The organism is Shewanella sp. GutCb (assembly GCF_002836135.1).
Classification (GTDB): domain Bacteria; phylum Pseudomonadota; class Gammaproteobacteria; order Enterobacterales; family Shewanellaceae; genus Shewanella.
On record NZ_PJBL01000037.1, the window covers coordinates 1 to 13319 of the forward strand.

13 protein-coding genes and 1 pseudogene are annotated in these 13319 nt (G+C 39.1%); 3 read left to right on the top strand and 11 right to left on the bottom strand.

The window, feature by feature from the left end:
- The 3 genes from CXF86_RS19340 to CXF86_RS19350 form a co-directional block, all read right to left on the bottom strand.
- Nucleotides 1-483 (bottom strand): P-loop NTPase fold protein (locus tag CXF86_RS19340; RefSeq protein WP_219622745.1); only part of this gene is annotated, 483 nt, incomplete at its 3' end.
- Nucleotides 484-634: 151 nt separating this feature from the next.
- On the bottom strand, nt 635-1117 hold the full coding sequence (locus tag CXF86_RS19345) for a hypothetical protein (RefSeq protein WP_102039810.1): 483 nt from the start codon (nt 1115-1117) through the stop codon (nt 635-637).
- Between the two features lie 7 nt (nt 1118-1124).
- Nucleotides 1125-1361 (bottom strand): hypothetical protein, encoded by a 237-nt coding sequence (locus CXF86_RS19350; RefSeq protein WP_102039811.1) that lies wholly within the window; start codon nt 1359-1361, stop codon nt 1125-1127.
- A gap of 385 nt (nt 1362-1746) precedes the next feature.
- On the opposite strand from CXF86_RS19350, the pseudogene CXF86_RS19355 reads away from it, so the two are divergent.
- From CXF86_RS19355 to CXF86_RS19365, 3 genes and pseudogenes are all read left to right on the top strand, one after another.
- Nucleotides 1747-2304 (top strand): annotated as a pseudogene (locus tag CXF86_RS19355) (endonuclease); the annotation flags it as partial.
- A gap of 80 nt (nt 2305-2384) precedes the next feature.
- Nucleotides 2385-2792 carry a LexA family protein gene (locus CXF86_RS19360; RefSeq protein ID WP_102039812.1) on the top strand — a complete coding sequence of 136 codons (408 nt, stop codon included), beginning with the start codon at nt 2385-2387 and terminating at the stop codon, nt 2790-2792.
- Nucleotides 2793-2794: 2 nt separating this feature from the next.
- Complete coding sequence (locus tag CXF86_RS19365; RefSeq protein ID WP_102039813.1) at nt 2795-4048, top strand: Y-family DNA polymerase; 1254 nt, start codon at nt 2795-2797, stop codon at nt 4046-4048.
- Nucleotides 4049-4376: 328 nt separating this feature from the next.
- Here CXF86_RS19365 and CXF86_RS19370 read toward each other — a convergent pair whose 3' ends face one another.
- The 8 genes from CXF86_RS19370 to CXF86_RS19410 form a co-directional block, all read right to left on the bottom strand.
- Nucleotides 4377-4850 carry a hypothetical protein gene (locus CXF86_RS19370; protein ID WP_102039814.1) on the bottom strand — a complete coding sequence of 158 codons (474 nt, stop codon included), beginning with the start codon at nt 4848-4850 and terminating at the stop codon, nt 4377-4379.
- A gap of 291 nt (nt 4851-5141) precedes the next feature.
- Nucleotides 5142-5342: a hypothetical protein gene (locus CXF86_RS19375; protein WP_102039815.1), complete on the bottom strand. Its 201-nt coding sequence runs from the start codon at nt 5340-5342 to the stop codon at nt 5142-5144.
- 118 nt (nt 5343-5460) lie between these two features.
- Nucleotides 5461-5943: an N-carbamoyl-L-amino acid amidohydrolase gene (locus CXF86_RS19380; protein ID WP_102039816.1), complete on the bottom strand. Its 483-nt coding sequence runs from the start codon at nt 5941-5943 to the stop codon at nt 5461-5463.
- A gap of 532 nt (nt 5944-6475) precedes the next feature.
- Complete coding sequence (locus tag CXF86_RS19385) at nt 6476-6865, bottom strand: hypothetical protein (protein WP_102039817.1); 390 nt, start codon at nt 6863-6865, stop codon at nt 6476-6478.
- Nucleotides 6866-7007: 142 nt separating this feature from the next.
- Nucleotides 7008-7994, bottom strand: a complete 987-nt coding sequence (locus tag CXF86_RS19390) for a DUF5677 domain-containing protein (RefSeq protein WP_102039818.1) — start codon at nt 7992-7994, stop codon at nt 7008-7010.
- A gap of 651 nt (nt 7995-8645) precedes the next feature.
- Nucleotides 8646-10199, bottom strand: a complete 1554-nt coding sequence (locus CXF86_RS19395; protein ID WP_102039819.1) for a hypothetical protein — start codon at nt 10197-10199, stop codon at nt 8646-8648.
- A 509-nt stretch (nt 10200-10708) separates the two neighbouring features.
- The gene (locus CXF86_RS19405) at nt 10709-10894 is read right to left on the bottom strand and encodes a hypothetical protein (RefSeq protein ID WP_102039821.1); all 186 of its coding nucleotides are present in this window, start codon (nt 10892-10894) and stop codon (nt 10709-10711) included.
- Between the two features lie 608 nt (nt 10895-11502).
- Nucleotides 11503-12219: a hypothetical protein gene (locus tag CXF86_RS19410; RefSeq protein ID WP_102039822.1), complete on the bottom strand. Its 717-nt coding sequence runs from the start codon at nt 12217-12219 to the stop codon at nt 11503-11505.
- Nucleotides 12220-13319: the final 1100 nt, after the last annotated feature.

Genomic DNA, 13319 nt, shown 5'->3' on the forward strand with positions numbered 1-13319 from the left:
TAAATCTAATTTTTTAAGTTCAGCTATCTTTTTTGTAGCGCTTCCAAATGTTGAGAATACTTTCTCAACAATAGATGCCCATGGTTCAGCACCAGGAACTAGCTTAGCAACACTAAATAAACTTGAATATGCGACTAATTCTTTTGCCGCCTTTAATGCAATATCAGAACTATCATTAATACTTAACTGAGAAGAAAACTGTAATAAAAAATCCTGTATTAAAGATTCAGGTTTACCAGCTAACCATGGATTATATTCGATTATGATAGGTGCTTGTTCTTTTTCATTTAAGGCACCTTTGATTAGATTTATCACGGATGTTTTCCCGTACCCCCACTCACCTTCAAGTGAGACGGTTAAACATTCATCATTTTGTTTTAAGAGTAGAACTTCAGCTAAATGGTTTGAAAAACCTAACCTGTTCAATAGGTCGGGATCATTTTGACCGCCTTTTATTGGCTGATCATTGTGGTATTGACCCATTTATACTCCCAAGTGTAATTAGTTAATGATACGTGATTGCTAACATTTTAATTTAAATGCATTATGCCGTTGACTATGGCTGGCACTATTACTTCGTTTACAGTTATAAATTATTTTTAGAATGATTTAAAAATTACTAGATAACCATGAGCTACATATATTGAACATTAAAGTCCTTGCTGTCACCACCAGCATCATCCATCCAAGCTAGCCTAAAGGACTCTCTTACTGCTGTATTACTAAGCGTGCACGTTGCCAACAACTTAACAGACTCTGAACTATCTAGGTCACAAGGGAACAACTCCTTAATGTCTGAACCCATAACAAAGTCAATCTCTCCACCAAAGTCTATCGTTACATCCCTGGCTTTAGCAGAACCCACATTAGTAATAACTAGCTGCTTACTGCCGTTACTACCATAGCTAGCAAACCTAGCTTTAAACTCTGCCTTCGCTTTACTTAGCTCACGCTCTTTAGCATCTTTTAACTCTAATGCAGTAAGCTCTCTTTGAAGATTACCTAACTCTCTAGCAAGGCCTTTCTGCTTATCGTGAGTTCTAACGCTGTGCCATAAAGAGCCGCCAGCAAGTAAAACAGCAGCAATGGCACACACATCACCAACAGTCAATTCCATAAACCCTCTACTTCCTTTTAAATTTGATGTTTTTATTACCCTTAAACGCATTCTCAAAAGACTTCGTTACGGAACCCTTTACCTCACCTAAAACCTTAGACTTGAACTCCTCCATGAAGTCATCAAAATTCTCTTTATGTCCACACTCTTTGCATATCATAAACTTTTGATGCTCATCAGTATGGACTGGCTGAGCACCACATACAGGGCACTTAGGTTGTAATGCTTCCTCTGAAATAGACATATTCAATCCTTGATAACATTAGGGTACATTTAAGTATAAGAATTATACACTTAACCAATGCTATCACGGTTAAATAAACCCCGCTAATTAATTAAGACAAGCACCCAATGGTGATATGTGTAGTGTTTTGATGGCTAATTTTTGTATTTTATTATCAATGACTTACTTGTAACAACCTATTTTGGGGCATGAATGTGTTAACAAAGTAAACTAACGAACAGTGCAGCTTAACGACTTTCAATCAAAAGCATGAATTAGCCGCTTGTTCAGATACAAAGGAGCTTTACCCATTGGCTCATGCCTAGTTTACCGATATCCTAAGTGGTGCTGCCAACCTACTACTCGCTGATAATCAAGAAATTTTCCTTCTTAATCCTTGCTATAGTCCCCTTCTGGTTTTGAATCTGATAAATACAAAAAGCGCGCAAAACGCATTGAGTGGGAATATGTCGTTCCTGCTGAAAATTTTGGACGAGCCTATCCTGAGTGGCGAGATGGTCACAAGAGTTGCGTCAGTAGTAAGGGAAAGGCATTTAAAGGCCGCTAATGCGCCGAGAAGGTCAATCTAAGTTATCGGTATATGCAATCAGACATGTATAACCTCTACCCTGCTATTGGCTCAGTTAACGCATTACGCAGTAATTAAAACTTCACTATTTTACCAGCAACGGTATCGATTTTCGGTAGCTGTGAAATGAAGATTGAGAATAGAAAGGCAGAACCGCCTATCGTTTCGCGTGGCCGCATCGCCCGTACCTACTTGTATATGAGTGACACCTACCCAAAATTCAGCCTTAGTAAGCAGCAAAAGCAACTAATGGGCGCTTGGGATAAACAATATCCAGTCAGTGAGTGGGAATGTAAACGCACAGAAAAGATAGCTAACATACAGAAGAACAAAAACTTAGTCGTCGAAAGTCGATGTGATGCAGCTGGGATTTAACACTTAAATTTACAATCAGCATTGAATAAAACCTCACAAACACTACAATACTGTATATATATACAGGCTTGGTTTAAATCATGAACATTATTCCTATTTCTGCCAGTGCTGGCATTACAGGTTTTGAGTCACCCGCGACAGATTACAAACAACTGCCCTTAAGTCTTGATGAACTACTGATTGAGCACCCTAGCGCCACTTTTATTGGCCAAGCTAACGGCGATTCAATGCAGGGGGTGGGCATATTTGATGGCGACATCTTGGTTGTGGATAGGCATGTAACCGTTAGAAATCAAGATGTTATCGTTGCCAATTACAACGGTGCTTTTGTGTGTAAAATCATCGATACCCTTAATCGACAACTGCTTTCTGCTAATGAAGCACACATGAGCACCTCAATTCACGAGCACGATACGTTTAGTGTCGAAGGCGTGGTGATTCGCTCCATACGTTGCCATAGAAAAAGTCCCGTCTTAGAGAGCGCATAAGCATGTATGCCTTGGTCGATGCGAATTCATTCTACTGTAGTGCTGAGCAAGTCTTTAGGCCGGAGTGGCGTAACCGCCCTATTGTTGTCTTAAGTAACAATGATGGTTGTATCGTTGCGGCTAATAGATTGGCTAAAGATGTTGGTATCAAAAAATTTGGGCCATACTTCGAAGCCAAGAAGCTATGTGAGCAAAAAGGCGTAATAGCCCTGTCATCCAACTATGAACTTTATGGGTCACTGTCTTCTGCAATGATGGAAGTCATTGGGCGATTTGCACCAGAGCAGCACATCTATTCGATTGATGAATCGTTCCTTTCATTTAAGAACTGCTACCCCGCTATACCTTGCTTAATTCAACATGCAGCCAAGATTAGGCGAGCAGTATGGAAAGAAACCCGCCTTCCCGTTTGTGTAGGCATTGGTGACACACTGACATTAGCGAAAGTCGCCAATCATGCCGCTAAGAAGGTTGAAGGCTATAACGGTGTTTGTGCCATTCATTCAGATGAGCAACGCAGTGCCATACTCAAATCGTTGAAAACATCAGACGTCTGGGGCGTTGGTGGCCGGATATCAAAACGACTATCGATTATGAACATCCATAACGCTTACGCCTTATCAAAATTGAAACCAGGTATCGCTAGACAGCAGTTTAGTATTGAACTTGAACGCACAGTGCGAGAGCTCAACGGTGAAGTATGCAAGACCTGGGATGAAGCTAGGGCAGATAAAAAACAGATATTCTCAACACGCAGTGTTGGTAATCGAATTTGCGACTTAACTTCACTCAGCCAAGCATTGAGTAAGCATGCAGCAATAGCTGGAGCTAAAGCCAGAACACAAGGTTCTTTGTGTAAGAGCATGATGGTATTTGCGACCAACTCTCCCTTTGATGAACGTCCAGGTGGCTTTAAGTACATTCACCACTTCGCATACCCAACAAACGATTCATGCGAGCTTATTGAGGCTGCAACTCATGCTGCATTAGCTAGGTTTAGACCTGATGTTCGTTACTATAAGATTGGTATTGGCCTAATCAACCTATCAAGAGAAGCGAACCTTCAAAGAGATTTATTTGAAGTGACTAAGAGCCCTGAAGTGATGAACGTTCTTGATAGCATTAATGCAAAATACGGTACAGATTCGATGTTCATAGCAGCCCAAGGCATATCTCAACAATGGAGCATGCGAAGAGAGCTGCTAACACCGCAATACACCTCATGTTGGAAGGATATCCCCTCGATTAAGTGCTAGCGCAAAAAATAAGTTAAAGCTCAAATGAGTAAAAGGCTAGAACTTTCCTTCTCTTAAGATATAGCCTCAGGAGGCTATATTGGCTAACTGTTGATCTTGTAACGCACTTCTAGACAGAAATCATTTAGTGCTTAGGCTCTAAACTATACGATTCACATTATCATTACTAATGACTATCTTAAGAAAGCAGGTTTATGTTCACTGAGTGATGGATCGCAGTTCACTCTCGAAACAAAAAGCTAAACAGAAAGTTAAGGTTAGGTGTTCTAAATGAACCGCCCTGTGCGGAGCGCATGCAGGGTAGATACCTCCGGCTACCCGATTATATTTACGGTCGCAACTCATCCCTAAAAAATCTTGCTAAAAAAAGCAAAACATCAGAATCATTGTCTGAAAGGTGATTATCTCGCTCAAACGCATAGCGAGCAGTAACAAAATGATCGTTAACGTTTTCGAGAACTTTTATTAGAGGCGAACACGTTACATTATATTGATGATTTTTAAAGCGCTTACTTAACTCATTTTGAATTTTACCAGGGAGAGTGTTAAAGCACTTATTAAGTAGGTGCCCCTTGATATTGCTTTGTGCATAACTTGAATAGAATTTAGCGCTCCCAACTTCTAAATCTAACTTTTCAAAAGATTTGGCATCTAATGATTTGATATAAAGCTCTATAGAAAAAGCTAAATTGGCGTTAAAGGCAGCTAGAAAAACATCGATTTCAATTGCTTTATCTTTAGCTAATTCAGCAATATTTAAAAAGCTAGAAGCTACATTATATATTTCAGAATTGGATTTCATACACGGTCTATTTTCCCATTTTTTTTAAAGAAGGCTAACGCCGCAATAATTACTAAGCCTATTTCACTAGAAATCGCGAATACCGTGTAAAATAGGAATAGTGTTGATTGCTTCGTTAGCAGTGTTAATCAACAAATTTCTAATTTGCAAACCTAATGAACCCAATATTTGAAGAATTAAATCGGTCAAAAGCCATTTAGAGTATTACGTCTATTTTATCTGGCATTGATTAGACAAGTATGGTAATAGGATACACCGCAACGCTTTGTTATTAGCTTGTTGACTACGCTTTTAACCTAGCTTCAGGATGGCCACAGTTAAACTAATAATTGTCGCGGTGAAACCTAAACACCATTTCCAGTTTTTCAAATAAAAACTAGTACAACCACGAGCTAAATCAGCCGTCCAATGTCTTCTATAGCGAATGCCAGGAAAAACACCTTCAATATGGTATACCTCGCCTTCCCACCAATTTCTTAATTTATCAAACATAAAAACTCCGTGAGCTAAATTTAACGCTAATGCTAACTCATATATCTAACGCCAAAATTTCGGCAACTTTACGGAGCAGCAACGCATAAAACTGTCCCGCTTGTTAGACTTGAAATTCTTACCCTGCATATGCTTTTACCACCGCACCAACTATGACACCTAACAAACCAATTGCGCCACTAATCCACCATCTTGAATCTTTCTTGCTATCCAACTCGCCAGATTGAATGTTTATAGCAGTATTTATTAGTGTGGATATATCTGAATTACTAAGGGGGACTCTGGAAAAGCGCTTTTTCTCCTCAGCTGTTAAAGCCTGATACTCCTCTCTAGTTACTTTTTCTTCACGATCTACATTGTATAACTTCTGGTAGTTTCTTCGCCAAACTAATGAGGCTTTCTTACGCTCACCACCCAATCTGAAGAATTCAGGATGTTGTTCAAATATTACTTTCCAATATTCACCCTTTGAATCATCACCTTCAATACGCTTGGCCCACCCTGAAAAATCCATTTTGTAGAATTTGTAGGTCGCCATAACTTGAATTGCCGCCACAACATCTGCTAGGCGATTATCATTTTCTGTGTATGGACTAGTCATTATATTTCCTGAATTAGCACAGTCATTTAAGACTCTTATTATGTGCATACAAATTATCATATTCCTTGCTTATTATCTATTCAAGCGTAAGTGTAGCCTACTGTTTTATCTTACTTATTTAAAATCAATGCTCACAAACCGTGCCTTACTTCTATGCAATTTGTGCACTATTTTTCTAAAGCCCTAATATCACGGTATGAATAGACAACCCTCAGAGGGGCACCTAGAAGTTTGATGAGAAAGATAAGGTATCTCAAATTACCATAAAACTAAGCTGTACAAATCTGGTCACTAAAAGCCTAGTAGGATGGTGGTCTGACACGAAATGAATCTGAGCGAAGATACCGTGAATAATCTAAAGCCGTGGCCAGTTTTACTTGACCACTATACAACGGTGGTTTGACTCTAACAGAGTCTGAACGATTATTTCAGAATGACTCTAAGTCCTTGGCCAAAATTAGTTGACCACTTCAGGATTTTTTATTCCTACATTAAATCCTAATACCTTAAAATCCATGCATATATTTAAAAATTATCGCTTACTCATCTGGTGAGCAAAATCAGCTAATATTTCATCATCAAACCCCTCATCATGGAGAGATTCCATAGTGGATCTTATTTCAGGTTCGAGTGCTTGAGTCATCCCTTCAAGAACAGAGTCTTCATTTCCAGCAACTGCACTGCTTAACCATGTATCAAAATAGGATTCTAAGACTTCTTCTTTAACTCTCTCCCACCAACCTTCACCAGATGCAGGATGAATACCTTTATATAGATAACCTACTCGATCGTCATTGTCATAGGTTATTAAGTGTACATCCCCTACAGTTGGATTAGGGTAATTACTTTCCATAAAAGACTTCCAAGCTTCAAGATTCCCTTTTATTCCTAGCGGGGCACTAATCCAATTTACTTTACTCATTTACACCTCTTAAAATATAGTTTTCTATCGTTGACAACACTGTTAATCACACATTTTCAAAGGTATCACATCATCAACGATATCGAATTTTGACTAGGCATATAACGCATATTGTCCTATTTGAAAACCCTTGTTGTATTGGTCATTCGACATTCAGAAATGCCTCACCAACTTCTTTTACGTAATTATCTATTATTTTCATAAACATCACTGAATCTTTATAATCCAAACCACTATTTTCATCTTCGATATATACACCCAGAAATATAGTAGTAATTTGAGCCAAACTAATTGCCGTAAAATGAGCCGGTTCAGTTAGCCCAGAGTTTGATTGACCACAAAGTAATATATCTTGTTTTGCCTCATTCATTGCATACAATGAAGCCATTTCAAAATAATCAGAATGTATATTACGATTGGCTAGTTTATAATTATGTGACCACTTCTCAAGTCCTACGTACTCGCTCAACTTGCCTATTTGTGCAAATTTGGTGTGCTTACGTGCCCAATTCCAATGAGACTCTCCATTGGTAATTTCTTTTTTTAGATTGGAATAATATTCAGACTCTTCATCCGTAAAAGTTTCCTGCCCCATTGCTTCTGCTGTTTTTCGGTGCTCTTCAATACCTTCAGCAGTGTGAACAATTCCCTGCTTAATGTAATCAATTGCAGCATCTTTTCCATGTTTTTTTATAACAAGACAAGTAACTACCATTTCATACAAAGTTCGCCAACGAGCAAGTGCAGCATCGGGGTAACCTCCTTCAAGGAGGTGAATAATTTCACCCGAAATACGACATGCATGCGCATGTTGACGAAGAAAAACACCGATTAACTCATCAGTTTCGTATTTAGGGATTTTCAAGAATTGCTCTTGAAAATTCATTCCTGCTTCTAAGCACGTTTCTCTTAAAGCATGAAGTTTGCGAAAACCAACAGACCATCTTTCTCTGTTTCTTTTTATAAAAGCATCATGTTCAGAAACAACACTTTTGACTCTTACTTCTTCTTGTTCTTTGAGGTCTTCGATTAATATATCGGATGCTAAGTTTATAATGGACTCGTAACTAGGATTTTCTCCATTTTCACGAAGCTTAGCTTCGGCGAGATCTAATAATTCTTCTAACAATTATAACTCCAAGTTTGCGACCAATATAACTGTATATTAGGCTGAATTCCGAATAAGAACGGTCTCAATATAAACAGGTCCAGAGTACATTAATCAGTCCAGACTAACAGTATACCAATGTCTCAACAATGAGTTACACCGTAGAAAGAACTCTATCCCAGTTTCTCTGCCTGAGTGAAATGAAGAACCTCCATCATTGCATAAAGTGCAATGTTCACGCAGGGAGGTAAGTCACAACAAGGGGATAGGTAACAATTGAGCTAAGTAGTTTCAAATGCAGTTAGACGCTACGACAAAACAAAGAGCAAAGTCACTAGTCTTCGGCCCATATGATAATTCGGGAGCAGGTCTTGAATTTTGTGCCTCACATAAAAAAGATAGGACAGGCATAACTTCTAGACTATGCAAAACCCTTTCACATTAGCTTTTCTATAGCCAAGGCTTTACTTGTCCTGTTTACCTTTTGAACAGCGAAAATCATTTTGGGGTAATAACTTGCTTAGTGTGATCACTCTAAGTCGTACCTGGACAGCAAGGTGCAACCAGAACTGCCGGGGTTAAGAGGAGGACAACTAAATCTAGCCCTAAGAAGATCGATCGAAGTCGAAAGTAGTCGGCTTAAGCAAAGCAGAGCGCCATTAATCCCCTGTATTATAGGCTAGGTTTCTGCTTGTGAAGGGATTTAATGCACTTGCTTCCCTCGTTCATTTCTATCTCTAGCTCTATTACTGTGTTTGCGACTAACTCGTCTTTTGATAGCAAAGTTACGTCGGTAAACTCATAGCTTATGAAGTATTCGGGGATAGGTTGGTTGAGCAGTGTAAGCAAGGCACCTTGTGGGTTTATAATCAAATTCATATTAGATTTGTCTATGGGGCTTGCGACGGCACAAAAATCCTTGGGGAGAAGTACATTTGTTTTAATGTTTGATGTTACTTGTTCGAAGGTGATAACCTTCGGTTTTTCAATCAGCTCGCAGATTTCGTCTAAAGCTTTTATTTGCTCTACCGGTACATTGAAGTGTTGAAATGTGAGGTTAGTCTTAAAATAATTGTTCACGATACGTGCATTACTTACATACCTGATCACGGAAACTAAGTGCTCTATAAGAGGGTTAACGCCTTCGGGGTCTGTTTGCCCAAGCTTAACTTCACCTTGCACTGAGTCATCGTGCACAACCTTCAGAACGCCCGATTCGTCAAGTATATCAGCAGCGCGTTCAAGTTTATGGAAAAAAGGGAGTGAGCTAATTTGCTTGTTTAACCAAGAGCTAGTGCAAATTGTAAATGATGAATAGTTAACATCTGATATTTTTGAAGAAAAAAGTATAAATTTATTCAGCGCAATTCCTTCTATTGTCATGAGGTTAGTGCCGCCACACATACTTGCATTGAAGCTACATATCAGTAATTCCGTTTTTTCATTTGATGCATATAGCTCACATTGGAGTTTTACAGTCTTAGGGCGTGCGTTTAGCACACCACCCGGCTCTGAAAAAATCCTATCAAAGAGCGGGGAGCCACTTGCCTTAATCTGGCTGGTAGGAATAGAAAACTCTTTTCCCTCCTCTTCAAGACTTTCTAGAGACTCATATAAAACACCATCGTCTACTACGGGCACTATTGATATTGTGACACTTTCGGCTTTTGGAACGATAAAAGTATTGACCTTGCTGTTGACAATGTTAGTTGTGATGTCAAAGCGCGGGTCTAATCTAGATAACTCTGTGCTGTTGATGTTTAGTGCTTCGACCGCTAGTTGTGTTGATGACGAAATGGTGTCACCAGTAGCATGCTCAACAACGCTTTTGATGCATTCTTTTCTTACTGTGCTCCCATCATATAGGGGTTTGCCTAGGTTCGAGTTGGAGTATGCCTCGGCCTCATTCCTCCATTGTACAAGAGTAGTTGTGGGGTAGTTAAGGGCATCACTGTCAATGAGTACAGAGCAAGTTTGACAAAGCCAGACTCCATTCTGGTAATCGCTACGTTGTTCGGGAGTTAAGTCAGGGTTGTATCTTGGACCACCTTCGGACGCAGCTGAAATGTGAGCTGCAACACCAACACCTGCGGAGCCCGGGGCTCCTGCCCTTGCGCCTTTCGTTAGATTTTGGCATCCAGGTTTAGAGCATAGGTTGCTTGCTCTGTCTGCGAGTTCCCTTTTTGTCTTAGCTTTGAAATCGTCTCTTCGTTTTGACGTAGCCATATTTTCTGTTGGTGGTTATCAAGTAATTCCAAGTTACACAATGCTAGGTATAACAGCAACTAATTGGGCATCCTATGTACAAGTAGGTCCCCAGTATTTTCTGGTTGTTTGGTTTGGTTTTATGCCTATGTATTTATTTGAGCCATCGAGTGGTATGTGGATTACAAGCGCTGTTTTAGTGACCTTACACGCCTCAAGCGAGCAGGCCAAAGCAATCTAACTTTCCGAATGATGTGAGTTAAGGTCTGTAATTGATACCAGCGAGAATTGTACGAGTCATATACAAAAACCATATATTGCACATAAAGTGCCTTACTTAAATATGTATTAAAGTCAGTAAGCTTTTACGGTCCTTCGGGGCAGGTCTTGAATTTTGCCTATCTATTAGAGATTGTATGGCAAACGTAGTTGCCTGAAGATTACTCAGTTTGGAGAGCGAGCACGGAATGGGGCATAAATGCGTTAAGCCCCTATCCAGTTTCTGGACAGTAATCATTTAGGACCTAAGTTTAAAAGTCTGAAAGACGGGGTGTTTTTGAAAGAGCCAGTAGATTTAGGAAGAAGCCCAAAGAGCCTAAGCTCTCTAGGTTCAACCCTGAAGTTACACCAGTTGCGACAACACCGGAACAAACCGCACTCACCCCATTTACTACAGCTGAAGCGACATACTTTACGTTTTGAACTAATCCTTCCATAAAACCTCCTCTCGTATTTGTTGACTGTGAAACTAACAAATTATTCATGTAATTTAGTGAAATAATTACAAACGTGAGTACAGCTATTATGTCCAGGGTGCTGAAGTGGAGGATTGAACTCCAAACTTCTGCCTAAATCTACTAGCTCATATATTTTACACTTTATTCTTTTATTATCAACTGTTTGATCTGTAATCTAATACCTTGCTAGCTTTATGTCCTATAAAACACTTCTAGTCCCAAATTTACCTGAATCGAGGTGTAGTGAAAACTTATTATCCCCTATCTTATTGACGCCCGTGCTCTTTAATCACTAAAAAGTTGCCACCAGTTTACTCCCCGACAGCTACAGGGACATCTAGAGTTTTGATGAGAAAATGTAGGGAAAACCAGACGGTAGATAATATGGAAATTTAAATGATCTAGCTCATTTTGGGGCATAAATGAGCCAGCGAGATCTCGCTGACTCGAAAATGGACATGAATGAGATAGAACACTCACGCCGAACCGTCTATTTAAAGCAGAAAATGATCAGACTGTATTGTATCGATCAAACTTTATTGTCCTCCGATAAAAGACTTAGGCAAATTTAATTCGATACGCAGACCTTAATAACCATCTATCGCTGGGCAATATTCAAGGGGTTCAGGTAATGCCATTTTTCGCGCACTATCATCGCCAATATGATTTCGCACTGGTTTACCATCAAGCCAGCAAGTATCATAATACTTAACATTATTTTTTGAGTAAAATTTCTCATGCAGGAATTTATCTGCATCCGATTTAGTCCAGGGAGTATCTTTGTCTCTTAGGAACTCAATGCAGGTTAAACCACATTGATGTAAGCGATACGCTTCAGGATCAGGAAACTCCCCCCATGGTAGATCACGACGCTTTAGCTCTTCACGACTAATTAACCTTGCACCAATCTCTTCAGCAAAGCCTTTATCAAGGTATTCAGTCTGAAAATCTTCTTCGGTAAATATAAATTCGTCACCTTTTATATGAGTCGTCCTAACGATTAGCTCATTATCGAACGCAACTATTAGTGAGCTTTGCTGATTTGGGTTAAGTTGTTTGCCTCTGTTGCCCTGGGCTTTGGCATATTGCTCATTTACCCCGTCCGTACCCAAATTGGCATTTACGATATTGGACTCATTATTAATGCGATTTCTATGAGCACCCAGAGCGTGGTATGAAGGAAAGCCAAACTGTTTCGCGGCGATATCTTGGGCTTTTTTGTAGCAAATCTCGTTGTTTGTTTGAATATGTCTACTGAGCTTTTTAAAGTTAGAGCGGAATGTCGGAGTGGTAATATCAGTCATAGTCTTATTGCCTTATTCGAGAATTCGGTAAAACTCACCTCTAGTTTGTCTATGTTCTCGTAATAGTAATAAGATCAATTACATTGAGTGTTACATGGTTCTCGAAAGAATTTGCCAGTTGAGGTGGGCAGGCTTCCATAAAGCCGATACAAAATTTAACTGATGAAACCTAAAAAGACAATACATTTATGGATTTTTGCGATCTACAAGCTAGTTATCTGAAACCTTCAACTTCTCTTGGGCTCAATTTTAATTAGATGAAGGCATAACCCTTAGAATGAGACCAATCTGCGTTTTAGCTACCTACCTAACCGCTTTTCAGGCCTACTTACCTTGCTTGCGGTTAGACTGCCTTGCTGATTTTACGTATCTGTTATCAACAACTTCTCAAGAACCTAAAGATTAATTAACCAACGTCCCCCAAAGAGCCAAACCTAATTGCCTTTGCTCTTTGATTTAGACTTACCAGATCAAAGGTGGGGCTGGCATAAATTCTAGACTATGCAAAACCCTTTCAGATTAGCTTTTCTATAGCCAAAGTTTTATTCACCCTATTAACCTTTTGAACTGCGAAACTGATTTTGGGGGAATAACAGCTTAGAGTGATCATTCTAAGACTTACCTAAACATTTCAGAGTTACGAATGGTTATGCAGTGGTGAATTTCAGATAACTTATTTCGCCCAATGCGCAATAAAATACAAACCTGTGGGCAATTTTACTAATCCGCTACAGAGCATTCTTGTCTAATCAATCTGAACAATTGCGCACGCCCTCAATCCTTTAACTAGTCTCTAGTTAAATAAAACAACCTAAAGTGGAAATAAATTCATTTTTTATGGAAATAATTCAATTCCACAAAAAAAGCAATACATTCAATATCATGCAACCTTGCTGTTTATTTTTCATACATTCATTTGGTGGGAGGTGGCATATTCAAAAAATCTTCCTGATTACAATAGCTTGCATGTAATACGCTAATACATATTATATTCAGAATTATATAAATGTCAATAAATTCAATAGCTTATGATCTTGACATTATTTTTATAAGCACTAAGCTTCGCATCATTAATGCTCAATGATAGCGGGTGTGAAATT

Bases quoted from the DNA above. Each gene is read 5' to 3' on its own strand.
- CXF86_RS19345 (WP_102039810.1), bottom strand. From the start codon at position 1,117: ATGGAATTGACTGTTGGTGATGTGTGTGCCATTGCTGCTGTTTTACTT.
- CXF86_RS19350 (WP_102039811.1), bottom strand. From the start codon at position 1,361: ATGTCTATTTCAGAGGAAGCATTACAACCTAAGTGCCCTGTATGTGGT.
- CXF86_RS19360 (WP_102039812.1), top strand. From the start codon at position 2,385: ATGAACATTATTCCTATTTCTGCCAGTGCTGGCATTACAGGTTTTGAG.
- CXF86_RS19365 (WP_102039813.1), top strand. From the start codon at position 2,795: ATGTATGCCTTGGTCGATGCGAATTCATTCTACTGTAGTGCTGAGCAA.
- CXF86_RS19370 (WP_102039814.1), bottom strand. From the start codon at position 4,850: ATGAAATCCAATTCTGAAATATATAATGTAGCTTCTAGCTTTTTAAAT.
- CXF86_RS19375 (WP_102039815.1), bottom strand. From the start codon at position 5,342: ATGTTTGATAAATTAAGAAATTGGTGGGAAGGCGAGGTATACCATATT.
- CXF86_RS19380 (WP_102039816.1), bottom strand. From the start codon at position 5,943: ATGACTAGTCCATACACAGAAAATGATAATCGCCTAGCAGATGTTGTG.
- CXF86_RS19385 (WP_102039817.1), bottom strand. From the start codon at position 6,865: ATGAGTAAAGTAAATTGGATTAGTGCCCCGCTAGGAATAAAAGGGAAT.
- CXF86_RS19395 (WP_102039819.1), bottom strand. From the start codon at position 10,199: ATGGCTACGTCAAAACGAAGAGACGATTTCAAAGCTAAGACAAAAAGG.
- CXF86_RS19405 (WP_102039821.1), bottom strand. From the start codon at position 10,894: ATGGAAGGATTAGTTCAAAACGTAAAGTATGTCGCTTCAGCTGTAGTA.
- CXF86_RS19410 (WP_102039822.1), bottom strand. From the start codon at position 12,219: ATGACTGATATTACCACTCCGACATTCCGCTCTAACTTTAAAAAGCTC.